At 61.3% G+C, this 23,038-nt stretch carries 26 protein-coding genes; 16 read left to right on the top strand and 10 right to left on the bottom strand.

Going from position 1 to position 23,038, the window contains the following annotated elements:
* The first annotated feature begins 14 nt into the window (after positions 1 to 14).
* Genes QCBJ_RS08825 through QCBJ_RS08810 form a run of 4 tightly spaced genes read left to right on the top strand, consistent with a single transcriptional unit; the run spans position 15 to position 3,107 of the window.
* Positions 15 to 641 (top strand): DNA repair protein, encoded by a 627-nt coding sequence (locus QCBJ_RS08825; RefSeq protein WP_102060598.1) that lies wholly within the window; start codon positions 15 to 17, stop codon positions 639 to 641.
* Between the two features lie 20 nt (positions 642 to 661).
* A complete protein-coding gene (locus tag QCBJ_RS08820) occupies positions 662 to 1,123 on the top strand; it encodes a YbjN domain-containing protein (protein ID WP_102060597.1) in 462 nt (153 codons plus the stop codon).
* Positions 1,120 to 2,061 (top strand): peptidylprolyl isomerase, encoded by a 942-nt coding sequence (locus QCBJ_RS08815; RefSeq protein WP_102060596.1) that lies wholly within the window; start codon positions 1,120 to 1,122, stop codon positions 2,059 to 2,061. The genes QCBJ_RS08820 and QCBJ_RS08815 overlap by 4 nt, the downstream gene beginning before the upstream one ends.
* A gap of 50 nt (positions 2,062 to 2,111) precedes the next feature.
* Positions 2,112 to 3,107 carry a LysR family transcriptional regulator gene (locus tag QCBJ_RS08810; RefSeq protein ID WP_012723658.1) on the top strand — a complete coding sequence of 332 codons (996 nt, stop codon included), beginning with the start codon at positions 2,112 to 2,114 and terminating at the stop codon, positions 3,105 to 3,107.
* A gap of 184 nt (positions 3,108 to 3,291) precedes the next feature.
* Here the strand turns inward: QCBJ_RS08810 and QCBJ_RS08805 are convergent, their stop codons facing one another.
* Positions 3,292 to 4,158 (bottom strand): LysR family transcriptional regulator, encoded by an 867-nt coding sequence (locus tag QCBJ_RS08805; RefSeq protein ID WP_012723659.1) that lies wholly within the window; start codon positions 4,156 to 4,158, stop codon positions 3,292 to 3,294.
* A gap of 93 nt (positions 4,159 to 4,251) precedes the next feature.
* Between QCBJ_RS08805 and QCBJ_RS08800 the strand changes: the two genes are divergently transcribed.
* The 4 genes from QCBJ_RS08800 to QCBJ_RS08785 are packed head-to-tail and all read left to right on the top strand — an operon-like array spanning position 4,252 to position 6,934.
* On the top strand, positions 4,252 to 4,800 hold the full coding sequence (locus tag QCBJ_RS08800; protein ID WP_093546603.1) for a DUF4865 family protein: 549 nt from the start codon (positions 4,252 to 4,254) through the stop codon (positions 4,798 to 4,800).
* A gap of 47 nt (positions 4,801 to 4,847) precedes the next feature.
* Positions 4,848 to 5,402 carry a histidine phosphatase family protein gene (locus QCBJ_RS08795; protein WP_102060595.1) on the top strand — a complete coding sequence of 185 codons (555 nt, stop codon included), beginning with the start codon at positions 4,848 to 4,850 and terminating at the stop codon, positions 5,400 to 5,402.
* A gap of 45 nt (positions 5,403 to 5,447) precedes the next feature.
* Positions 5,448 to 6,203 carry a precorrin-6A synthase (deacetylating) gene (cobF, locus tag QCBJ_RS08790; RefSeq protein ID WP_102060594.1) on the top strand — a complete coding sequence of 252 codons (756 nt, stop codon included), beginning with the start codon at positions 5,448 to 5,450 and terminating at the stop codon, positions 6,201 to 6,203.
* An 11-nt stretch (positions 6,204 to 6,214) separates the two neighbouring features.
* A complete protein-coding gene (locus QCBJ_RS08785; protein ID WP_102060593.1) occupies positions 6,215 to 6,934 on the top strand; it encodes an alpha/beta hydrolase in 720 nt (239 codons plus the stop codon).
* Between the two features lie 64 nt (positions 6,935 to 6,998).
* On the opposite strand, the gene QCBJ_RS08780 is transcribed toward QCBJ_RS08785, so the two are convergent.
* Both QCBJ_RS08780 and QCBJ_RS08775 read right to left on the bottom strand, forming a co-directional pair.
* Complete coding sequence (locus QCBJ_RS08780; protein WP_012723664.1) at positions 6,999 to 7,553, bottom strand: hypothetical protein; 555 nt, start codon at positions 7,551 to 7,553, stop codon at positions 6,999 to 7,001.
* Positions 7,554 to 7,625: 72 nt separating this feature from the next.
* Positions 7,626 to 9,434: a monovalent cation:proton antiporter-2 (CPA2) family protein gene (locus QCBJ_RS08775; protein WP_102060592.1), complete on the bottom strand. Its 1,809-nt coding sequence runs from the start codon at positions 9,432 to 9,434 to the stop codon at positions 7,626 to 7,628.
* Positions 9,435 to 9,656: 222 nt separating this feature from the next.
* Between QCBJ_RS08775 and QCBJ_RS08770 the strand changes: the two genes are divergently transcribed.
* On the top strand, positions 9,657 to 10,022 hold the full coding sequence (locus QCBJ_RS08770) for a type II toxin-antitoxin system RelE/ParE family toxin (protein WP_012723666.1): 366 nt from the start codon (positions 9,657 to 9,659) through the stop codon (positions 10,020 to 10,022).
* The gene (locus QCBJ_RS08765; RefSeq protein ID WP_012723667.1) at positions 10,015 to 10,320 is read left to right on the top strand and encodes an XRE family transcriptional regulator; all 306 of its coding nucleotides are present in this window, start codon (positions 10,015 to 10,017) and stop codon (positions 10,318 to 10,320) included. The genes QCBJ_RS08770 and QCBJ_RS08765 overlap by 8 nt, the downstream gene beginning before the upstream one ends.
* Positions 10,321 to 10,365: 45 nt before the next feature.
* Here QCBJ_RS08765 and QCBJ_RS08760 read toward each other — a convergent pair whose 3' ends face one another.
* From QCBJ_RS08760 to QCBJ_RS08745, 4 genes are all read right to left on the bottom strand, one after another.
* Positions 10,366 to 11,268 (bottom strand): amino acid metabolite efflux pump, encoded by a 903-nt coding sequence (locus QCBJ_RS08760; protein ID WP_012723668.1) that lies wholly within the window; start codon positions 11,266 to 11,268, stop codon positions 10,366 to 10,368.
* Positions 11,269 to 11,321: 53 nt separating this feature from the next.
* Positions 11,322 to 13,226 (bottom strand): asparagine synthase (glutamine-hydrolyzing), encoded by a 1,905-nt coding sequence (asnB, locus tag QCBJ_RS08755; RefSeq protein ID WP_046036720.1) that lies wholly within the window; start codon positions 13,224 to 13,226, stop codon positions 11,322 to 11,324.
* Positions 13,227 to 13,271: 45 nt separating this feature from the next.
* Entirely contained in the window at positions 13,272 to 14,231 is a 960-nt protein-coding gene (locus QCBJ_RS08750; RefSeq protein WP_102060591.1) for a diiron oxygenase, read from the bottom strand.
* A 79-nt stretch (positions 14,232 to 14,310) separates the two neighbouring features.
* Entirely contained in the window at positions 14,311 to 15,096 is a 786-nt protein-coding gene (locus QCBJ_RS08745; protein ID WP_043205189.1) for a crotonase/enoyl-CoA hydratase family protein, read from the bottom strand.
* Between the two features lie 107 nt (positions 15,097 to 15,203).
* Between QCBJ_RS08745 and QCBJ_RS08740 the strand changes: the two genes are divergently transcribed.
* The 3 genes from QCBJ_RS08740 (at position 15,204) to QCBJ_RS08730 (ending at position 19,212) form a co-directional block, all read left to right on the top strand.
* Complete coding sequence (locus QCBJ_RS08740; protein WP_012723672.1) at positions 15,204 to 16,001, top strand: helix-turn-helix domain-containing protein; 798 nt, start codon at positions 15,204 to 15,206, stop codon at positions 15,999 to 16,001.
* Positions 16,002 to 16,297: 296 nt separating this feature from the next.
* On the top strand, positions 16,298 to 17,851 hold the full coding sequence (locus QCBJ_RS08735; protein WP_102060590.1) for a DUF726 domain-containing protein: 1,554 nt from the start codon (positions 16,298 to 16,300) through the stop codon (positions 17,849 to 17,851).
* A 41-nt stretch (positions 17,852 to 17,892) separates the two neighbouring features.
* The gene (locus tag QCBJ_RS08730; RefSeq protein WP_102060589.1) at positions 17,893 to 19,212 is read left to right on the top strand and encodes an Nramp family divalent metal transporter; all 1,320 of its coding nucleotides are present in this window, start codon (positions 17,893 to 17,895) and stop codon (positions 19,210 to 19,212) included.
* Positions 19,213 to 19,239: 27 nt separating this feature from the next.
* On the opposite strand, the gene QCBJ_RS08725 is transcribed toward QCBJ_RS08730, so the two are convergent.
* From QCBJ_RS08725 to QCBJ_RS08715, 3 genes are all read right to left on the bottom strand, one after another.
* Complete coding sequence (locus QCBJ_RS08725) at positions 19,240 to 19,617, bottom strand: type II toxin-antitoxin system VapC family toxin (protein WP_012723675.1); 378 nt, start codon at positions 19,615 to 19,617, stop codon at positions 19,240 to 19,242.
* Positions 19,614 to 19,973 (bottom strand): type II toxin-antitoxin system Phd/YefM family antitoxin, encoded by a 360-nt coding sequence (locus tag QCBJ_RS08720; RefSeq protein WP_256581478.1) that lies wholly within the window; start codon positions 19,971 to 19,973, stop codon positions 19,614 to 19,616. The genes QCBJ_RS08725 and QCBJ_RS08720 overlap by 4 nt, the downstream gene beginning before the upstream one ends.
* Positions 19,974 to 20,146: 173 nt before the next feature.
* Complete coding sequence (locus tag QCBJ_RS08715) at positions 20,147 to 21,079, bottom strand: LysR family transcriptional regulator (RefSeq protein ID WP_064054414.1); 933 nt, start codon at positions 21,077 to 21,079, stop codon at positions 20,147 to 20,149.
* 118 nt (positions 21,080 to 21,197) lie between these two features.
* Here QCBJ_RS08715 and QCBJ_RS08710 point away from each other — a divergent pair, with 118 nt between their 5' ends.
* From QCBJ_RS08710 to QCBJ_RS08700, 3 genes are all read left to right on the top strand, one after another.
* A complete protein-coding gene (locus QCBJ_RS08710) occupies positions 21,198 to 21,686 on the top strand; it encodes a DMT family transporter (RefSeq protein WP_102060588.1) in 489 nt (162 codons plus the stop codon).
* Between the two features lie 4 nt (positions 21,687 to 21,690).
* On the top strand, positions 21,691 to 22,143 hold the full coding sequence (locus QCBJ_RS08705) for a DMT family transporter (RefSeq protein ID WP_102060587.1): 453 nt from the start codon (positions 21,691 to 21,693) through the stop codon (positions 22,141 to 22,143).
* A gap of 89 nt (positions 22,144 to 22,232) precedes the next feature.
* Positions 22,233 to 22,403, top strand: a complete 171-nt coding sequence (locus QCBJ_RS08700; RefSeq protein WP_012723680.1) for a metallothionein — start codon at positions 22,233 to 22,235, stop codon at positions 22,401 to 22,403.
* The last annotated feature ends 635 nt before the right edge of the window (positions 22,404 to 23,038 follow it).

Here is a 23,038-nt window from a genome sequence, read left to right as displayed (position 1 = left end):
CAGGGAGATGCCACATGAACATGCGAATCTGCGGGCTGTTACTGCTGCTGGTCACCACCGGCGCTGCGGCCGAAGGCATGGAGGAGCGCCTGCGCACGCAACTGCGCAGCACCACTCAGCAATTGCAGGCACTGCAAAGCGAACAGGCCCAGGCCAGTGCCGCGCGTATTGCCGCCGAAAACCAAGCCAAGCAGGCCCAGGCGCAAATCAAGCAGCTGACGGCTGAGCTGGAGAAGACCCGTGGCGCGGCCGAGCAATTGGCCGGCCAGCAACAGAGCCTGCACAGCCAGGCGCAGGCCCAGGTGGCGGCCAGCAACGAGCAGATCGGCAAGTTCAAGAAGGCCTATGACGAACTGCTGGTGCTCGCCAAGGGCAAAGAAGCCGAGCGTGCCCGTTTGCAGGTGCAACTGAGCGAACGTGACACACAAGTGCAGCAATGTTCAGTCAAGAATCAACAGATGTACGGCGTGGCCCAGCAACTGCTCGCGGCCTACGAAAAGATCGATGTGGCCGAGGTGATGAGTATTCGCCAGCCGTTCGCCAGCAGCGCGCGGGTCAAGTTCGAGGAACTGGCCCAGGGCTTTGGCGACGATTTGTACAAGAGCCGTTTTGATGCACCCCAGGCAACCGCCAATCATTGATAGACAGGGAAGAGATCACCATGAGCGAATTGATCACCAGCGTCACCACCCAGCGCCTCACCGAGTTGCTGCAGGAAGCCGGCTACCGGGTAAACCCGAGCGAACAAAATGGCGTCGTGCAATTGCTCAGCTCCAGCCAGGGCATCGGCTTTGCGGTGCGCTTCGGCAACCCGGCGGCAGAGCAGGGCAGCTATGTGGATTTCACCTACAGCTGTGCGCTGCGTATCCAGGGCGAGTTGCCCGAGGGCCTGGCCCAGGTGTGGAACGCGTCACGCCGCTTTGCGCGGTTGTCGGTGCAGGGCGAATTCCTGCTGATGGAAATGGACGTGGTGGTGGCCGGCGTCGGCGCCACACACCTGCGTAGCCAGCTGGAGTTGTGGGACCGCCTGTTGCAGGAATTTATCGTCTACCTGCGTGAATACAGCCAGCAGGCCGCGCAGTTGCAGGCCGCAGCGGTGGGCGAAGAGGCACCCGTATTGTGAAAAAACCAACCCTGATGGTCGGCGCGGGTGCGCTGGCCTTGCTGGTGGTGGCGGTGGGCTTGAGTCTGCGGCCGGGCAGCGACCCGGTGGCGGCGCAGCAACCGGCGCCAGTGATCAATCCAGCCGCGAGCGGGCCGGCGGTGGCGCGCTTGGGCAACCAGCAAATCGACCTGCCTGAACTGAAAACCGTGTTGGCCAGCCTGCCGGCCGAATCCCGTGAGCAACTGCGCGGCAACCGTGGTGCGTTGGAAACCTGGATCCGCTCACGCCTGGCGCAGAAGGCCGTGCTTGAACAGGCCGACGCCCAGGGCTGGCGCCAGCGCCCTGAGGTAGAGCAACAGACCCGCGCCGCCACCGAGCAGATCGTGTTCCGCGACTACATGCTCTCGGTCAGCCAGGTGCCGGCGGATTACCCCAGCGCGGCTGAATTGCAGCAGGCCTACGACAGCGGCAAGGCGCAATGGGTAACGCCACCGTTGTACCGTGTGAGCCAGATCTTCCTCGCGGCGAATGACCCGCAAACCCTCGACACGGTACGTCGCCAGGCCCAGGAGCTGAGCCGTCGGGCCCAGGCCGCACCGGGTGATTTCGCCGCTTTGGCCACGCAGTTTTCCCAGGACACGGACTCCGCCGCACGCGGTGGCGACTCGGGCATGCAACCCCTGCAGCAACTGGTACCGGAAGTGCGCAGTGCGGTGTCGCGCCTCAAGGTCGGGGCCGTGTCGGACGTGGTGCAGAGTGCGGCGGGGTTCCATTTGCTCAAGCTCACCGGCCAGCAACCGGCACGCACCGCGACCCTCGACGAACTGCGTGAGCGCCTGACCCAGGCCCTGCGCGCCCAGCGCCAGGAGCAGATCGCCAAGGCTTACCTCGAAGGCATGCTCAACACCGCGACCCTGAGTATCGACGGCGCCGAGCTGAACAAGGTGCTGGAGTAACACGCGTCAACCCGCATTGGATGCACAGACCACAAGACAGGGAGTCTCCCATGGCATTTCTAGAACCGTCTGCCCCCCAGGGGCCCGCCGCTTATCGCGCACCCGCCGAGGGCCGCAGCCGTTGGCTGGCCTTGGCCGATGAGATCGACCCGGAGGTGGCGCGCTACTTTCTGGTGAGTGCGCGCTGCGGGTGTTTCATGCAAGCGGCGCGCAGCTTGAATATCAAGGCGACGCTGCTGCGCAAGCGCCTGGCGCAGTTGGAAGAGCAACTGCGGCATTCGCTGTTCAGCTACCAGGGCAATGGTTTGGTGCTCAGCCGCGACGGCCAGCAATTACAGGCGCAGCTGATCGCGCTGGCCCATGAACGCCGCTTGCCGGTGACGGAGCAGCCATTGATTCGGCTGGCGGTGGCGGAGCCGATCCTGCATGACATCCTGGGTCGCGACCTGATCGCCTTGCTGCGCCGCAATGCCAGCGTGCGCCTGGAGATCATCTCCATCGACAGCCAGTTGTCCCTGCAAGCGGTGGATGTGGATGTGGTGCTGTGGTTGTCGGATGCCGACGGCCCGAGCCCCGGCCCGAGTTTTCCCACTGAACCGCCGCGAGCCCTGGCGCGCTTGCAGTATCTGCCGCATATCGCCAAGCGTTATTCGCGGTTGACGACACGCCCGGACAGTGTGGAAGACCTCGACGATTACATGCTGGTGCAATGGCAGCCCGATGCGCAGGTGGAGGCTTTGCAGGCCTGGAACCAGGTGGTGCAGCAACGCTTGGCGGCAGTGGTGCAGGTGCATGCGTATTCGCTGATGCTGGAGATGATTCGCTGCGGTGCGTGCATTGGGTTGCTGCCGCATTACATGAGCAGTTTTGACCGAGGCTTGGTGGCGTTGCCGGGGTTGTTGGAGGCGCGCATGCAGCGGCAGGTATGGTTGGCGGTGAATACGCAGGTGGAGGATGCTGAGGCGGTAAGGATGATCGTAGAGTTGATCGTGGGCACATTTGAAGGACGGCGCGAGTGGTTTGACTCCAACGCACCTACCTTGTAGTGAGCGGGCTTGCCCCGCGCTGGGTGGCGAAGCCGCCCCAATAAGGACAGCGCGGTTCTTCAGAAGGAATAGCGGCGCCTGGTTTAGGGCGGCTTCGCCACCCAGCGCGGGGCAAGCCCGCTCACTACGATGTTGAGCGGCGGGCCAGGCAAGGTGACAGAAAGGCAGGCGGGCCAATCCGAACTCAGCGTTGCAATGCACCCCGGAAGGTTGCGCTTAATGCGCGCAAGGTTTCCTTGGAGCGGCCATCGCTGATACGGCTGTAAAGCACCACTTCACTCACGGGTAGGGTGGGCAAGCCGTATTGCTCGCTCACGTCCACCGCGCCAGACGGTGCCACGCGGTGGGCGAGGGCGGCGACGCCGAGTCCGGCGCTGACGGCGGCGCCGACGGCCATGACGCCGCCGCCGACAAATACTTCGGTCCAGTCGATGCGCGCCGCGTCCAGTGCACGGGTCGCCAAGTGCCGTACGCCGCAGGGCGCGGCCATGGTCGCCATGCGCAGGGGCGTGCCGGGGCTGTGTTGCCAGGTGGGGGCGGCGAACCAGCCAAAACGTTCCACCGCCAATACTTCGCCGTCCTGGCGGTCGCCCTCGTTGCGCACGATCACGGCGTCCAGCTCATTGCGATCGAAGGCGGCGACCAGCTCGCGGGAGGAGGCAATGCGCACTTCGAGGATCACTAACGGGTCGTAGGCGGCCAGGCGGCTGAGCCAGGTTGGCAAGTCGGGACCGGCCACGTGGTCGCTGATACCGATCACCAGGCGGCGGAGTGCGTGGCTGGCCATATCGCCCAAGGCGCGTTCATGGGCGTTGAGCAAGGCGCGGGCGGCGACGATGAAGTGTTCGCCTTGGGGCGACAGCCGCACATGCCGGGGCGTGCGTTCGAGTAAGCGATAGCCGAGGCGTTCTTCCAGGCGCTTGAGCTTGAGGCTGATCGCCGCCTGGGAGGTGTCGAGGGCTTCGGCGGCGCGGGTGAAACTGGCGAAATCGGCCACCCGTACGAAAGCCTGGACGGTGTCGATGTCCAGCGGTTTGAGCGCGTCAGTCATATTCAATCCTTATCGCACTTATATCGGCTGATATCTTGTTGAAATCATCGCGGCTGCGCAAGCTGAATCCTCATCTTGCACAGGAGTTCTCGCATGTTTGCCAAACAGTATTCACACCGTTTGCCTGCCGACTACGACATGGGCGTGATTCGCCGCCGCGCTGCGCAATTGGGGCCATTGTGGGATAACGCCGAGGGGTTGCTGTTCAAGGCGTTTATCGCCCAGGAGCGCGGCGGCAATGTGTATTCGTCGGTCTACTTGTGGGCCGATCCGTTGCAGGCCGCTGACTTTTTACTCGGCGAGCGTTTTCAGAAAGTGCTCGACAGCTTTGGTCGCCCACATATCGAGAGTTGGTTACCGCTGGATGTGCAGTGGGGGCCGGCGCAGGGCGCGTTGAGTTTGTATCGCGAGGCGTGGCCGCTGGAGCCCGGAGCGGACCGCGCCAGCCTATTGGCCGAGGAGAAGCGGCGTAATCAGCAGGTGGCGGGGCGCAGTGACACGTTCGCGGTGTTCATGGCGCTGGATGTACAGGCTTGGCGGTTGGTTCGGTTTACGTTGTCGTCCGCGGCGCTCGACGAGGCGCGTCAAGGCACGGGTTACCACGTGCTCTACCTGGCACAAGGCGTTGCGCCCCAGCCATAACTGCGCCAGTCTTGAGGCCTTATCTTTTTGGTCTCAAGCACTCTGCAATGCACACCACTCGTTTGACGCTCATTTGCCACGCCGTCACGCCTCTGCAAAAACAGGGGCGTTTTCCTGATGACGAGGCGGTGGTGATGGATTGGCAAGGCTCGGCGTTGTCGCTGGCTGATCGCTATAAGAAAACCCGGCGCCTGTTATGTGGGCCTGAGGCCAGGACGCGGCAGACGGCAGGCTTGTTCGGCGATGACGGGGTGATCGAGTTCGCGTTGCGCGATGCTGATTTCGGGCAGTGGAAGGGCCAGGACATCGGCCAGTTGGAGAGTGAGACGCTGAACACTTGGCTCACTGACGCCACGTGCGCGCCCCATGGGGGCGAGTCGGTCGAGCAGATCTGCTGGCGGGTGGGAGAGTGGATGAAAACCCTCGAATCCCAGCCCGGCCATGTCGTGGCCATCACTCATCCCTTTGTGATCCGTGCCGCGATGTGGCATGTCATGCAGTTTCCACTGTCGATGTTCTACCGGATCGACGTCGAACCGCTGTCCGCCACTGAGCTGCGTTTCAACAACCTCTGGCGCCTGCGCCTGGACACTCACGCCTAGGCGCCTGAACATGGCAAAATCCACGCCCCGCACTGAGAGCAACCCATGAAACGCATCCTGATCATCGGCATTGGCGCCGGCAACCCTGACTACATCACGATGCAGGCCGTGAAGGCGCTCAACCGCACCGACGTGTTTTTCCTGATGGACAAGGGCCAGAGCAAAGACAAGTTGATCGACCTGCGCCGCGAGATCTGCGAGACCTACATCACCGAGCCGGGCTACCGCTTCGTCGAGGCCGATTGCCCCGAGCGTGTGCGCGGCGACATCGATTACACCACCGCCGTGCAGGACCTCAACCGCGACAAGCAGCAGACCTTCGAACGCATGATCAACGAAGAAATGGCTGACGGTGAAGTGGGCGCTTTCCTGGCTTGGGGCGACCCTGCGTTGTACGACAGCACCATTCGCATCCTGCAGGCGATCTTGGCCAGTGGCCGCTGCACCTTTGAGTTTGAAGTGATCCCCGGCATCACCAGCGTGCAGGCCCTGGCCGCCCAGCACAAAGTCCCGCTGAACCGCATCGGCAAGTCGGTCGAGATCACGACCGGGCGCCGTCTGGCGGCGGGGCAGGCCAGCGACGCCGACACCTTGGTGGTCATGCTCGACGCCGAAGACTCGTACCGTACGGTGGCGGCGCAGGATCTGGATATCTATTGGGGCGCCTACCTGGGCACCCCGGACGAGATACTGATCAGTGGCAAAGTGAGTGACGTGGCTGAAGAAATCGAACGGGTGCGCAAGGCGGCGCGCCTGCAAAATGGCTGGATCATGGACACTTATCTGCTCCGCAAACCCTGAGGTAACGTCCCATGCTCAAATTGTTTGCCCTGGCGCTGACCCTGGTGGCCGGTGCCGCTCATGCCGACGATACGCTGCATACCGACTTGCCGTTGTCGTACCTGAAACAGACCCAGGGCGATGCGCGCAACCAGCCGCTGGTGATCTTCCTGCACGGGTTTGGCAGCAACGAGGAAGACTTGTTCGGCATCAAGGATGCGCTGCCGTCTACCTGGACTTACCTGTCGGCCCGTGCGCCGATGCCGGTGGACCCGCACGGCTATCGCTGGTTTACCAAGACGCCCGGTGACGGCGATTACGATGGGGAGACCGCCGACCTGCAGCGCAGCGCCACGTTGATCGAGGATTTTGTCGGCAAAGCCACCACCAAGTACCACACTCAACCTGACCGGGTGTTCCTGGTCGGCTTCAGCCAGGGCGCGATCATGTCCTACGAGGTGGGCTTGCGCCGGCCGGAGCTGGTGCGTGGGATTGCGGCGTTGAGTGGCAGCGTGTTGCCGGTGCTCAAGGCCGAGCTGAAGCCGGATGAGTCACTGGGTGAATTGGCGATCTTCATCGGCCACGGCACGTTGGACCAGGCGTTGCCCTTTACTTCGGCGACCCGGGCGAATGAGGTGCTGACGGGGTTGGGGTTGAAGCCGGAGTTTCATGGTTATTCGGGAATGAACCATACCGTCAGTGCAGCGGAAGTGCAGGACCTCAAAGCCTGGCTGGAAAAAAGCCTGGATTAAACGCGGTCGAACACTGTGGGAGGGGGCTTGCTCCCACATTTGGACCGAGTTGTTGGGAAGACTGTTATTTCCCGCCGGTAATCAACTTCACCAGCGCCGCATGCCCCTTCGCATCATCCGCGCGCGAAATCGCCTGAATCACCAGCAAGTGATTGCCCGAACCGGCCAGGAACGTGGAGTTCAGCGTCTTGCCGCCACCTTGGGTGGCGGTGCTGTCCACCTGGCGCAGGCCCAGGCCCTTGAAGGTCAGTTTTTTCTCGCCCTGTTTCTTGAAGTCAGGCAGCGCCGCGCCTTGGTCCTTGACGAAGCCGGCCACGGCGCCATCAAGGAATTTCGCGTCGTTATCCCCGATGGTTACCCCATCGTTGCGCACGGTTTCGGCGACGATCACCACACTTTTCGTGGTCTGGTTAGCGTACATCGTGCCTTGGGTATCGGCGGTGCCATCTTCGGCTTTGCCGGCGGGCAGGGTGTCGGCAGCGTAGGCCTTGGGCAGGTTGAAGGTGAACTTGCCGCCCAAGGTGGAGATGGTTTGCGTGGTTGGCTTAGCGGCGGCGAACACGCTGCCGGCGGTCAGCGCGAGGACCAGCAAGGCGGCGGTCTTGGTGAAAGTGGCCATGAAGCGCTCCAGGGATTAACGAAATTGCGGCGTATTCTGTCAGAATTTTCGCAAAATCGTTCATCCGAAGCCTCACACCTTGTCGGACTCTTCCTCAAGCCGATCCATTTCAAACAGCCTTGCCAATTCAGCCCGGGCTTCCTGGGCGGTTTGCATGACTTTGGCGGCGTCGTCGTAGACCGCGTGTTGCGCGGCCAGTACCTGCAAGTCATGGTTTTTGAAGCGGGTGATGCGCGCATCGGCCTGGGCCTGGCTCAACCCCAGGCCTACCAGGGTGCGGCGGCTCATTTCGAGGCTGGAGTAGAAGGTCTCGCGAATCGGCGAGGCATCCAGGTCGACCAGGCGGTGCACGTGCTGGCGGTTACGTGCGCGGGCGATGATCTTCATGTGCGGGTAGAGGTTGCGCACCAGCTCGGCGGTCTTGATGTTGATCTCCGGGTCGTCCATGGCGATCACAAAAAACTCCGCCTGGTCGACTTTGGCCGCGTGCAGGATCTCGGGGCGTTGCGGGTCACCGTAGAACACCGGCATGCCGCCGAAGCTGCGGGTCAGCTCGATGGTTTCCACCGAGGTGTCCAGCGCGATAAACGAGATGTTCTGCGCGCGCAGGATCCGCGCCACGATCTGGCCCATACGGCCCATCCCGGCGATCACCACACGCGGCGCGTCGCTTTCGATGGTGCGATATTCCTCGGGCACTTCCACGGTCTTGACCTTGGGCTTGAACAGCTTCGGGCACACCAACAGCAGCAGCGGCGTCACCGCCATGGACAGGGTAATGGTCAGTACGAGCACATCGTAAAGGTGGGGTTCGAACAGGCCTTGGTCGCGGCCGATCTTGAACACCACAAAAGCAAACTCACCGCCCGCTGCCAGCACCACACCCAGGCGCAGGGCGCTCTCGCGATTGAGATCACCGACCATACGGCCTACCGCGTACAACAACGGCAGCTTCAGGCCGATCAGCAGCAGCGTCAGCCCGATCACCACCAGCGGCGAACTGAGCAGCAGGCTGAGGTTGGCGCCCATGCCCACGCTGATAAAGAACAGGCCCAGCAGCAGGCCCTTGAACGGTTCGATCTGGGATTCCAGTTCGTGGCGGTATTCCGAATCCGCCAGCAGCAGGCCGGCGAGGAAGGCGCCTAGGGCCATGGACACGCCCACCAGCTCCATCAACCAGGCGGTACCGATCACCACCAGCAACGCCGTAGCGGTGGAGACTTCACGCAGGCCAGTCTTGGCGACGATGCGAAACACCGGCCGCAACAGGTAGCGACCGCCGATGATCACCACGGCGATGCTGCCGAGGATCTGCAACACATGCTGCAGGCCCTGGGCTTCGGTGGCCGGGTGATCGCTGCCGGCCAGCAGCGGCACCATGGCGATCAGCGGGATCGCAGCGATGTCCTGGAACAGCAAAATGGCAAACGCCAGGCGACCATGGGGTTGGTTCAGCTCTTTGCGCTCGGCCAGGCTTTGCAGGCCAAACGCGGTGGAGGAGAGCGCCAGGCCAAGGCCGAGCACGATGGCACTGTTCCACGACTGGCCAAACAGCCATAACGCGACAACACCCATCACCAGGCCCGTGAGCAGCACCTGGGCCAGGCCGACGCCGAATACCGCCTTGCGCATCACCCATAAACGCTTGGGCGACAGCTCCAACCCGATGATAAACAGCAGCAGCACCACGCCCAGCTCGGAGAACTGCGCGACACTTTGCGGGTTACCGATTAACCCCAGCACCGACGGGCCGATGATCACACCGGCGAACAGATAGCCCAGCACCGCGCCCAGTTGCAGGCGTTTGGCCAGGGGCACGGTCAGCACGGCGGCGAGCAGGAACACCACGGCTGCTTGTAACAGGTTGCCTTCATGGGGCATTGCGAACTCCAGGATCTTTAAAACCAATCAACAGGCGGGTATTAGAGCGCTTTTTACAGGTCGATAATTGTGTTTTTGCAGCGCGTGATCGTGCTGAGAGGCATTGCTGTCAGGGCGGAAGGATGTACAAACAATTTCCCAAGGGTGGCGGGTGGCGGCTCGTCCAGTTTATCTACTACGTTTTATGCTCTTGAGTTTATATTCCTTGGGTGGCATATTTGCATGGATTGGGACATTGAATACACGGATGAATTCGGAGACTGGTGGGCGGGTTTGGGGACAAAGGAGCAAGTGTCGGTATCCGCCAGCGTTGACCTGCTGGGGCTTTTCGGACCGGGCTTGGGCTTTCCCCACAGCAGCGATATCAAAGGTTCCCGGCACGGCAACCTGCGGGAACTGCGCCTACAACACGCGGGGCGCCCTTATCGGGTGCTGTACGCATTTGATCCACGGCGATGCGCGGTATTACTTATGGGTGGGGACAAGACCGGGCAGCACCGCTGGTATGACCAACACGTCCCGGTGGCAGAAAAGTTGTACGACGTACATTTGCAAACTTTGTGTAGAGAGGGCCGTAACCATGGCTAAGAAATTCGCCGAACTTCAAGCCCGCATGACGCCACAAGCGCGTGCTGAAGCCAAGCAGTTGTTCCAGCAACACCTGCAGCAAATGCCCCTGCATGAGCTGCGCAAAGCCCAGCAGTTGAGCCAGCAAAGCCTGGCGAAGGCATTGAACATCAACCAGGCGGCCGTCTCCAAGATGGAGCGGCGTACCGACATGTACATCAGCACGTTGCGCGATTACATCCGTGCAATGGGCGGCGAACTGGAGATTATCGCGACCTTCCCCGATGGCCAGGTCAAGATCGACAATTTCGCGTATTGAAGGTTGGCAGTCGCCCGGCCATGCGCCGGGCTTTTTCGTGCGGGCTTACTTTTCCGCCTGCATCACCGCGCCTTGGCTGGTTGGAGCCAGGTTCGCCGGCCGGCGATACAACCCCACCGCCAACCCGGCGATGATGATGCCGATCGAGATCAGGTTAGGCGTTGAAATGCGCTCGTCGAGCATCAGCATGGAGCTGGTAATGCCGAATACCGGGATCAGCAACGACAGGGGCGCCACGGTGGACACCGGGTACAGCTTGAGCAGCGAGTTCCAGCCCCAGTACGCAAAGTGCGTGGCCAAATACACCTGGAACAGGATCGACAAGATCGCCGTCAGGTCGAGGCTGGCTTGCAAACCTTCGAACGCGGCGCTGCCGTGCATCAGCCAGGCCGTGAGGAACAGCGGAATCGGCGGGATCAGGCTGGCCCACACCATGAACGAGAAGATCTCTTTCACCCCGGACTTCTTGATGATCACATTGCCCACGCTCCAGGCCACCGCACTGAGGACGATCAGCATCACGCCCAGCACGGCATGGTTGCCTTGCTGGGTGGAAATGATCCCTGCGAGGCCGATCAAGGCCAATACCGCGCCGATCATCTGCGCGCCACGGATCTTCTCTTTGAACAGCACAAAGCCCCAGCCCATGGTGAAGAACACGCTGAGTTGAATGATCAATGAGGCAATACCAGGGCTCACACCCACCTGGATGCCGTAGTTGATCACGCCCCACATGCCCAACCCGAAGATAAAACCGTAGGCGGCCACGTAGCTGAATTTAACGGCAGGACGCTTGATAAAGAACACCAGCGGCAGGGCGGCGAGGGCAAAGCGGATACCCGTGAGCACAAACGGATCGATGGCGCGCAGGCCCAGTTTGGTGATGGGGAAATTGACCCCCCACACCAGGGTGACGAGCACGGCAAGTGACAAATGTTTTTTCAGCATGGACCCTCCTTGGGTCAGGCGGCACAGCGCAATTGCGATGTGCCGCCGGAAAGTCAGTTCAAGGCGAACCGTTTTTGCATCAGGCACAGCCCGGCGATTTCCATCAGCAGATTGTCTGCCGAGGCGCGTTGGGCGGGGGACAAGCTTGGCAGGGTTGCCAGCAAGGCGCGTACTTTACGTGGCTCGAAGAACGGCACGTTGCTCAGTGCCGGGCCGCTCAACACGTCGTTGATCATTTCATACAGCTTCGATTGCGGGCTCTCGGACGCCGGCGGCGCGCGGAAGTATTGCTTCTTGCGGTCCAGCACGGCCTGCGGCACATACGGGCGCATGGCTTCGCGCAGGGCGTATTTCTCGGTGGCGCCGCGCACTTTCATGTTCACCGGCAGGCGGCAGGCGGCCTCGATCACTTGGTGGTCGAGCAGCGGTGGGCGGCCTTCCAGGCTGCCGGCCATTTCCATGCGGTCGCCCAGGGAGGTCAGCACCACGTTGGGCAGGCTCGACTTGGCGACCATGTACAGCGAGCGGTTGACCGGTTCCCAGCCGTTCAGCGCCCGTGGGCTCAGACGGTCGTAGAACTCGCGATAGGCGTCGGTATTGCTGAAGCGCTCACGGAAGTCATCGCTGTACAACTGCGCCAGAGGCCCGAACAACGCTGATTGGGTTTGCAGCCAGGACACGCCGTGGCCCAGTTCGTCCTGCACCCATTTCACATCGTTCTTGCCGCCGGGCAGGTAGCGATCTTCGCTGGCGTGCAGGCGGCGGGCGAGCTCGGCGATTGCCGTCGGGTCTTGGTTTTCGTGGTTGTACAACACCATGTCGCGGCGATAGTGCGGGTAGCCACCGAAGACTTCGTCGGCGCCTTCACCGGTCAATACCGCGCGCATGCCCTGGTTCTGCACGTATTTGCACAGCAGGTACTTGGCCACGCTATGGGCGTTGGCGAAGGGCATCTCGGCGTGCCACAGAGCGTTTTCGAAGTTGTCCGCCATGTCGGCGGAGTTCACCGACAGCACATTGAGGTGGGCGCGGTTATGCCGGGCGGCAATTTCAGCGTACTGGCGTTCGTCGTAGGCCTGCTCGCCTTCGAAGGACAAGTGGAAGGCCTGCAGCGGCTGGCCGGTCAGTTCGGTGGCGATGCCCAGCATGGCCGAGGAGTCCAGGCCGCCGCTGAGGCACACACCCACCGGCACATCGGCGTGCAAACGCAGGCGCACGGATTCTTCGATGGTGTGGCGCAGCGAGTCGATCATCTCGGCTTCACTGCGTTGCTCGGTGGCCTGGGCGTCGGGGAAATCCCAGTCCCAATACTGTTCGGTTTGCAGGCCGCTTTCGTCAGCGATGATCCAGCAGCCGGGTTTGACGCTGCGAATGTTGTTGAACACGGTACGGTCGCGCAGGATAAAGCCCCGGTTGGCGTAGGCTTCGTGGTCCCACTCTGCGGGCACGCCGGCGGCGAGCAAGGCTTTGATTTCGGACGCGAAGTACCAGGCGCCTTCATGCTCGGTGTAGTACAGCGGCTTGACGCCCACTCGGTCACGCACGGCAAACAGCTTTTTGCGCAGGCGATCGAAGATCAGAATGGAGAACTCGCCGCGCAGTTGCTTGAGTCCGCGTACGCCGTGACGGCGGTACAGGTGCATGGCGATTTCGCTGTCGGACGAGGTCTTGAAGCGGCAACCGTAGCCCTCCAGCTCCGTACGAATGCGTTGATAGTCATAGAACTCGCCGTTGACCATCATCACCAGGTCGCCTTCATCGGCGACGATCGGCTGGGTGCCGTTACCCAGGCCGACCAGGCCCAGGCGCACATAACCGAAAGCGGCCTGGCCCTTGGGGTCGAACCACTGGCTGGAGCTGTCCGGGCCACGATGATGGATCGCACGCAGGGCGGCATCGAACAGGTTGGGGTTGAACGCACGAGGTTGTTTGGCAAAGACGCCAATGTATCCACACATGACAATTACTCTATTGAATTTGTAGTGATCAGCGACACGCTGGGTTCAAACGGTGATGATCGGTTCGTTCATCCCATGCAGCTCAGGCAGCACCGCTTCGGGGCGTATACCGATGGAACTGAGGATCTCGGGCATGGCCGAGTAGTCCGCTTCGCCGGTCTCGGTGAATTGAGTCGGCAACAGCAGTGAGCGATCACCGAACACTTCAAGCAGCTGCGGCAGGATGATTCGCCACGCCGAAATCTCGCGCATCGGGAAGATCCGGATGGAGTTGGCGATGCCGCGGGTGAACAGCGTGGTTTGCTGCGGGGTAAAGTCACCCACCACCTGCTGCACGAACAGCGGGAAGATGTGTTTGTGCACCAGCTCGTCTTTTTTGTGCAGGGCCACCACGTGACGAAACACCGGCTGGATGTCCGGCGCGTCACTGAGGTCGGCCAGGTAGTCGCTGATAAAGGTTTCCGAGACCAGCGAGAACGCCAGGCGGTAGATTTTGAAGTCCGCCTCGGACATCGTGGCCTGGGCCTGGCTGAGGTGGCGGGTCAGCTCCAGCTCCGGCCATTTAATGCGCATGCCGCGCTGGGTAATCGCCAGTTCACACATGTTGATCGAGAACAGTGTGTGGTAGGCCTCATCCGCCAAGGTTTCGGAAATCGTCGCGGCGCTGGCCGAGCTCAGGCGCGAGCCCAGCTGCAGCAGGTCGATGCAGGACGGGCAGATGATTTCGGTTTCGATGGCGATGGTTTTCTGGTTGTAGATCACCCAGCCGGCCGACAGGATCAGCAACTTCAGGGCATGGGGGTAGTGTTGGTAGCGCGGGTCATGGGCGAAAGGTAACAGGGCCTCGAGAAAGTCCGGCGCTTGCAGGTCAAGCTGGATATCCGGGCGTTGGGAGTCGAGCTTGATCTGTGCGCGTTTGTGCCAGCTGCGTTCGATTTTGATCAATCGTTCATCGGTCGCGTCATTGCTGCGATAAAGATCGTCTTGAGTGCTGTGCTGAAACATGGTTTCACCGGTTGATAGTGAGTTGTGAAGGCCATCCATGGTTTGCCGAGGTGCGCTCGGCAACGTTCACGACCGGGAGTTACACCGCTGGCGCGGTCTGGATCTTGTCCTTCTTGCGATCCAGGAAATCCGCCAGGCGATCCTGTGTGCGGGTGTCGGAAGACACCACGGCGGCAATCAAGGCTTCCGTCATCAGCCCGTCCTGCTGGCTTTGATCAACAATGCGTGGCAACACATGGGTCACCGCGTAATTGGTCATGGGCAGGTTGCCGGCGATCTTGTGCGCCAATTCGGTGGCCTTGAGCACCGCCTGGCCGACCGGCACCAGGTACTGGGCCACGCCGCGCTCGTAGCTTTCCTTGGCGTAGAGCGTGCGGCCGGTGAGCATCATGTCGGTCATCAGGGCAATGCCGGCGATGCGTGGGAAGCGCACCGAGGCGCCGACGCCGACATACAGGCCGCGCATCGCTTCGGGCAGCGAGAAGAAGGCGCTGTCATCGACCACGCGCAGGCTGCAGGCGGTGGCAATCTCCAGGCCGCCACCGATGGCGGCACCGGTAATGGCGGCTACCACGGGCACCTTGCCGAACTGGATCAGTTCGAAGGTCTTGTGCCATTCGCGAAATGCCTGGACGTTATCGATGACCGACTGGTCGCGGATTTCCGACAGGTCCAACCCCGTGCAGAAATGCTGGCTGGTGCTGTAGAGCACCGCAGCACCAATGCCTTCTGGGATGTGGGTGAAGGTCTCGCGCAGTTCGTGCATGACTTCCAGCGACATGGCGTTGCGCTTCTGCGGGCGGTTGAGTCCCACCATCAAAACAGCGCCGTCCACGCGTACGTCCAAGTAGTTTTTGACAGTCATTTTCCGAATATCCCTTCGATATGAGCCCAACTTGGGGAGCGATGATTCTAGGTGGCGGTGTGATGGCCCGCTTGCTATGTCAGGTCATACTTTGACAAAATCGGGCCATGCCGCCGACCTTCACCTTTTCGCCTTACAAACCGGACAGCCCCGAAGCGGTGGTGACGTTGCGCGAGTACCCGTCTGGGACAGTATTTCCACGCCACACTCACCGACGCGGGCAGTTCGCCTACGCCTCCACAGGCGCGTTGAAAATGTTCACCGACCTGGGTAATTGGGTCGTGCCGCCCCAGCGGGCGATCTGGGTGCCGGGTGGGGTGTCGCATGAGATGCACATGCGCGGCGACGTGGTGATGCTCAACACCTACTTGGACGACGCCGCCGCCCGGCGCGCCGGGTTGCAGGACTATTGCCAGGTGTTTGGCGTCTCGCCGCTGCTGCGTCATCTATTGGAAGCGGCGCTGGCGATTGGGCCATCGGCCTCGCCCAGCGTGCGTGATTGTTGCGTGCTGACCCTGCTGATCGACGAAATCGGCACGATGCCCGAGTTGCCGTTGAGTGCGCCGCTGCCTTCGGAATCGCGCCTGGCCCGTTCTTGTCAGCGCTTCCTTGACGCGCCCACGCAGAAAATCTCGATTGGCGAGATGGCCGATTGGTCGAGCATGAGCCGGCGTACCTTCACGCGTAATTTTCGTGAATGCACGGGCATGACCTTTGTGTCGTGGCGCCAACAGGTCTGCCTGCTGGAAGCCACTGCACGGCTCAGCCATGGCTCGTCCATCACCGATGTGGCCTTCGAGCTGGGGTTCAGCAGCTCCAGTGCGTTCACCTCGGTGTTTCGCCGTAACCTGGGGGATTCACCGGCGCGTTACCTGGCCAAGTCCAAGGCCGCTTCCATCTTCTGAAAGGAAGAGGGGGCCAACGTGGTGAATGCCAGTCAGTTAAGAAGCAGCAAGAGCGAAAAGTAACCCGTGGCGAGGGAGCTTGCTCCCGCTGGACTGCGTAGCAGTCCCAGTCTTTTGAAACAAAGCGCTGGGGCCGCTTCGCGACCCAGCGGGAGCAAGCTCCCTCGCCACAGGTACTGTGTGCATCCTTAACTGACTGGCATTAGCCAACGTGGTGCCTTTTCCCCCAGCGGTACCGCGCTGAGCCGCGCCCTTTGTTACTATCGTCGTCCCTTGTCACCAGGAGTCACCGCCCCATGCAGCACCAGTGGGATGAAATGCACCGCACCCGCAAGCCCACGTTCCTACTGTGCGGCGAGCCTCAGGGCGATGTGCTCAATCTCTATGTTCACGGTTATTCGGCGTTCTTCAACCGGCAACAACTGGGCAGCTTCAAGGCGCAGTTGGCGGGCATCGAAGGCTCGACCAACCTGATGCTGTTCTGGCCGGCGGGGCATTTCCTGGAAAACCTGTTTGCGCCCTTCAAGGACGTCATGGGCGCGATGCTCGGCGGTGGTAGCCTGGGCGCGGCGACCGTCGGCGTGGGCAAGGCGATTGCCTATTTTCTCGACCACTACAAAAGCGTCGAGGCGCGGGTGGACGAAGTCGCGAGGAGCCTGCTGCCTGAACTGGCTAACTACCTGCACGGCGAGTCCCTGGCAGTACGGCGTATCAACCTGATCGGCCATTCCCTTGGCGCGCGCATTCTGGTCAAGAGCCTGCTGGCCAACCCTGAGACCGCCCGCGAGCTGCCATTGGACAATCTGTTGCTGATGGGCGGGGCGATCTGCACTTCGAGCCCGTGGGACGACGTCTCGGCGCCGCTTAAAGGGCGTGTGATCAATTGCCACTCCAGCAAAGACTGGGCCTTGGCGCTGAAACCGGACACTGAACGGTGTATCGGCCGCTATGCGATCCCGGTGACGCCGGCGCTCAAGGCCAAGGTCACCAACGTGCACTTGGCGACGTTCGATCACGCCGCCTATTGGCCGCAGTTGCAGACGGTGGTGCAGTACACCGACCTGCTGCACGAGCGACGCGGCATGATCCGTTCCGACCAGCGCAGCCCTGAGGTACGGTTTGCCGAAGAGGACGCGGAGCTGTTCCCGGCGCTGGTGCAGGCGCGGCCCGAAGAGTTGAAGTTCCTCGCCGAACTGATGGCGCAAAAACGCAGTGCATCTATAGACGGCAATGTTCGTGAGCCGCTCAAGCTGGCCATCGAGTTGCAGCGCATGGGCGGTGACAGCTTCATGAACATGGCCCGCGGGCACGGCGTGAGTTATCGCCAGATCGCCGAAGATGTGGTGCGACGGCTGGGTATCAAGTTCGACGAGTCTCTGGATACCGTCGAGTTGGCCGCGCTCGAGGCCCGGGTCGCCGAGAAGCTCATTGAGCAGTACAAAGACAAACTCAGCAACGCTGACCGCCAGGTGTTCGACGCGGAGCTCAAGGCCGCCGCGCAGAAGGAACAGGGGTTGTTCAGCCGGTTCGATGTCGGCCGATCGGCCACCACGGCGTTGAGCGGCACGGCGCTGGCGGGGCTGACCGGGTTTATCCTGCGTCGTGGTGCGGCCACGGCTATTCCTGTGGTCGGCCAGGCCTTGGCTGCGGCGATGCTGCTGGTGAGCGGGGTGCGTGCGTTTTCCGGCCCGGCGTATTCGATCACCACTCTGGCGGTGCTGGTGATTGGTGTGATTCGCCAGCGCATGGAGCGTGAAGCGCTGAACCAGGAGATGGACCTGGTGGTGCAAGTGGTAGAGACGTTCGACCTGCCACGGGAGACGGTGATGCGCACGGTCGCGTCCGACTGATAAGCTGCGTCTCTATCGAGTGTGTTTGCCTGGGATACCGTGTGAAATTCAGCCTGCCAAAAATCGCTACCGCCCCGTTTTGCCCGCCGGAAGTGGCCGGCTCCGTTGCCGTTGACCCCAAGGCTTCGTTCTTCAAGCGCGTGCTGATGTTCGCCGGCCCGGGCCTGCTGATTTCCATTGGTTACATGGACCCCGGCAACTGGGCCACGGCCATCGAAGCCGGCTCGCGCTACGGTTACAGCCTGTTGTTCGTGGTGCTGCTGGCCAGCCTGGCGGGGATGGCGGTGCAGTGCCTGTGCTCGCGGTTGGGCATCGCCACCGGCAAAGACCTGGCGCAACTGTGTCGCGAGCGCTATAGCAAGCGCTCCGCACGCACCCAATGGGTGCTCGCGGAAATCTCCATCATTGCCACCGACCTTGCCGAAGTGCTCGGCTGTGCGCTGGCTTTTCACCTGCTGCTGGGGGTGTCGCTGACCACCGGCATTGTCATCACTGCCTTCGATACCTTACTGATCCTTGCCCTGCAAAATCGCGGTTTCCGCCGTCTGGAAGCGATCATGCTGGCGCTGGTGGCGACCATCGGCGTGTGCTTCTTTATCGAGTTGGTATTGATCAAACCTTACTGGCCGGACGTGTTCAGCGGTTTCACCCCATCGCTGTCGGCCATCAGCGATGCTGCGCCCCTGTACCTGGCCATCGGTATTCTCGGGGCCACGGTGATGCCGCATAACCTCTACCTGCACAGCTCCATCGTGCAAACCCGCCTGATCGGCAAGGACCTGGCCAGCAAACAGGACGCGGTCAAGCTGGCGCGCATCGACACCATCGGTTCACTGGCCCTGGCCCTGCTGGTCAACGCCGCGATCCTGGTGCTCGCCGCTGCCGCCTTCCATAAGACTGGCCACACCGATGTGGTCGAAATCCAGGACGCCTACCACCTGCTCGACCCCCTGGTGGGCGGCGCGTTCGCCAGCATCCTGTTCGGCATCGCCTTGCTGGCGTCCGGGCAAAGCTCAACCTTCACCGGCACCATCGCCGGGCAGGTGATCATGGAGGGCTACCTCAACCTGCGCATTCCCTGCTGGCAGCGGCGCCTGATCACCCGTGGGCTGGCGCTGATCCCGGCGTTCCTGGGGGTATGGCTGATGGGCGACGATGCCATCGGCAAGCTGCTGATCCTCAGCCAGGTGGTGCTCAGCCTGCAGTTGCCGTTCGCGCTGTATCCATTGATCCGCATGACCGGCGATAAACAGTTGATGGGGCCGTTCGTGAATCGGTTGCCGACACGGTTGTTGGCGTGGTTCCTGTTTGCGGTGATCAGTGGGGCGAATGCCTGGCTGATTGGCCAGTGGGTGTTCTGATCGAAGCGGTGCAGCCATTGAAATGATCTAAACCAGGATCGCCAAGGACGTGTATTGGGCGACTTGCGGATCGGCCGTCAACAGCTTCATCGGTTCGCTCATGGCTGTTGCCACGATGAGCCGATCAAAAGGATCTTTGTGATGATGCTCAAGATCCTTAACCGCGATGGCATGTTCTGAAGTGACGGGCAGTTCGACGAATCCGCTTTCGAGGCAGTACTCACGGATTTCCTCCAGATCTACAGTGAGTTTCCCCAGGCCGACCTTGATTGCCATCTCCCAGAATGTTGCAGCGCTGATGTAAATCTCTGCTGCATTCTCAATCAGCTTCCTGGCTTTGCTGGACAGCTTCGGGTCTTCAGTGAGCGCCCAGAGCAGGATATGGGTATCCAACAACACTCTCATGGACGGCTGCCTTCAAAGGCATCCAGTAGATCGTCAGGCAACGCTGCATCGAAGTCTTCGGGAATGACGAGCTTACCTTTCATAGCTCCGATTCGCCGACCCTTGGATTTCCCGAGGGGCACAAGCTGTGCCATCGCACGTCCATGCTTGGCAATGATAATGACCTTGCCCGCGGCGGCCTCATCAACCAATTTCGACAGATTATTTTTAGCTTCACCCAGAGGAACGGTAATCATGTGGTTGTCCCCATATTTTGGCCAAATATAGCCAAAACTAGGTGCGCTATCAAAGACGGCACGACCGCCGGTTGAAGCGACTCGCTCATAGCGCGATATTTTCTGGTACGTGACTTCCATGGCAGATATCTCATGGCAGATCTCTCAAAAAGATGCCCTCAAAGTCTGCCGCAACATACCAAGGCGAGAAATACTGGCCCAAAAATTCAGAACGGACCTACCTATTGCTGTAGGGGGATTTACTTCGTAGCTGGGTTCTTTTCGACAGCTTGGTTCTCCTCGACCCTGAGAGGTCACCGATCCCAATACGGCACCCCCCCAAAGCATTCCACAAAGTAATCAATCACCGTCCGCACTTTCAGCGACAAGCGCCGGCTGCCCGGCCACAGTGCCGCAATCTGCTGCGGCTCCAGGGTAGTCGCCACTTCATACTCCGTCAGCACCGCCTGCAACGTGCCCGCACGCAAGCCTTCGCCGATCAACCAGGAAGGAAACACCACCAACCCCAGCCCTTGTTCGGCGGCGTGGGTCAGGGTGTCGGCGTGGTTACCGGTGATTGGGCCCTTGACGCTATAAGGCGTCCACTCAGCCTGACCCTTGCGGAAGAACCAGCGTTGCTGGCCGGTGATGCCTTTGTAGGCCAGGCACTGGTGGTTGATGAGTTCGTCAGGGTGTTGGGGCGTGCCGTGCCGAGCCAGGTAGGCGGGGCTGGCGGCGAGGCGAAAGCGCTGGGGCGCGAAGATGCGTGCCTGCATGCTGGAGTCGTTGAGCACGCCGATACGGAACAGGAGGTCGGTGCCATCTTGCAGTGGGTCGACGTAGGTGTCGGTTTGCTGGATATCCAGTTGCAGCTTGGGGTAGCGCCGGCACAATTCGCCCAGCCAAGGGGAAATGTGGCGCTGGCCGAAGACCATCGGCGCATTGATGCGCACCAGTCCGCTGGGTTCGCTTTCCTGTTCCTGCAGGGCCTGGCCGGCGGCTTCCAGTTGTTCCAGCATCAACCGCGCATGCCGCCCGAGCAGGCGCCCGGCCTCGGTGGGGCTGACCGCGCGGGTGTGGCGATACAATAACTGTTGGCCGAGCGCCTGTTCCATCAACTGTATTTGCCGGGAAATGGAGGAGGGCGCCAGGCCCTCGCGGCGTGCCACTTCGGAGAAGCTGCCAAAGTCCAGCACGGCGACAAACAGGCGCAGCGCCTTGAAACTCAATTCATTCAAGCCTTGCATCACGTCTCCAGGCTGTGCGTTTTACGCAAAGGTGTTGTCGGCATGCTCCCATTTATCGCACAGGACGGCCACTGGATAATGCGCGCCATCCAATCCTTTGTTGATGTGCAGGTGATGTATGCAAGCAAGTTCTCTCGAAGGCGTGGCGCACGCCAAGCCGAAAAAAAATGGCCTGCGGCTGCTGTTGTTGCCGCTGGTGATCCTGGCCGGCATGGGCCTGTCGGTGGAGGCGGGTTTGCTGGGGCCTTTGGGTGTGCAGGTAGGGCATTTATGGGCGACGTTGAGCATCTTCGGTGTCGGTTCGGCGATCCTGTTTTTGCTGCTGCTGTTCAGCGGCCCGCATAAGGGCCCGGCGCTGTCCGAGCTGCCGCGCTGGCAGTTGATCGGCGGCTTCCTGGGGCCGATCTACGTGGTGGTGCTGACGCTGGCCACGCCGCATATCGGTATCGCGATGACCATGATCGCGATTTTGTCCGGGCAGGTTGGCAAGAGCGTGCTCATCGACCATTTCGGCTGGTTTGGCGCGGCGCGCAAGCGGGTCAATAGCGAGCGCTGGATTGCCCTGGCGCTGATTGTGGTGGCACTTGTTCTGATTGCACGAGGTTAAGGCGATGAATCTGATTCTGTTACTGGTCGTGGTGGTTGCCGCAGGGGCGGTGTTGAGTGTGCAGGCCGCCATCAATGGGCGCCTGGGCCAAACGGTAGGTGTATTGCGTGGCAGCCTGGTGACCTTCGTGGTGGGCGCGATTGTTACCGCGTTGCTGATTCTGTTCTTTGAACCCGCCCAGGCGGTGAGCCTGCTGGACGTGCCGAAATGGCAACTCACCGGCGCACTGTTCGGCGTGGTCTACATGATGGTGATGGTCGGCGCGGTGCCGGTGGTCGGTACGGCTGTTGCCACGGTCGCGGTCATCGTCGGTCAATTGGGCATGGGCATGCTGATCGACAACTTCGGCTGGCTGGGCAACCCGGCCATCGAACTGTCGGGCAGCCGGATCGTGGCAATGGTGTGTTTGGCGCTGGCGCTGGTGTTCATGTACCGCAGCAATACCCGCACCGACTGATGGTTTGAACCATCGACGACGGGCCGCAGTCACTGCTTAAGGTGCCGGCGCCCGCCGCACCGGGACGACCATGAAGAAGGAGTCTGACCATGCCAGATGAGACCTGTGCCTGCCCACACTGCAAGTGTGTGCTGGGTGTTGACGCGGTAATGAAGGACGGTAAAGGCTATTGCTGCCAGGGCTGTGCCGAGCACCATGCCCATGGTGAACCGTGTTCGGCGGCCACTGGCTGCGAGTGCGCCAAGTCGGCCAAGGGCTGAACGCAGTCAAAATGTGGGGCTGGCTTGCCGGCGATGGCGGTGAGTCAGCCACCTTGGATCATCGATTGACACCCCCTCATCGCAGCAGAGGTATCTACACAGCACTCTAACAACCACCCTAACCACGATGCGAAGCGAGTCGCTCTTGATCTCGCTTTTGATCTCAGGCGCCCCGTCAAACACGCTGGCCGGAATTCGACAGGGATTTGGGGGGTAAACCGGCAGGGATGCCGGTTTAGCCGCCCCGCGCCATGGATGGCGCGTGGCGGCGGCCCCCCAAATACCTGTCGGATTACGGGCACACCGAGCGTGAGCGAGGTGCCGAGTGTTGGGGCAAGAGCGTTTTGCTTACTTTTGCGCTCTTCAAAAGTGAGCCGCCGTAAGGGCGGAACCCATAGCAGCCGTTACCTAAATAACGGATATGTACCCGCTCTGATCCAACATCCAGGTGAGCTGTCAGGCCGCCAGCGGGAGCAAGCTCCCTCGCCACAGGTCCTGCGCCATACCCAGAGTGGTGTAGATACCGATGCCCGATGGCGCTGAATCAGTCACCTGATGAATCGACTGACACACCGCTATCGGGGGCAAGCCCCCTCCCACATTTGGATCGCGGTCTAACCGTTAGATGGCGGTGG

Source organism: Pseudomonas sp. QC2, from assembly GCF_002859085.1.
In the GTDB taxonomy this organism is placed as follows: domain Bacteria; phylum Pseudomonadota; class Gammaproteobacteria; order Pseudomonadales; family Pseudomonadaceae; genus Aquipseudomonas; species Aquipseudomonas petroselini.
Note: the sequence above shows the minus strand (reverse complement) of the source record. Positions and strands in the feature narration are given on the sequence as shown.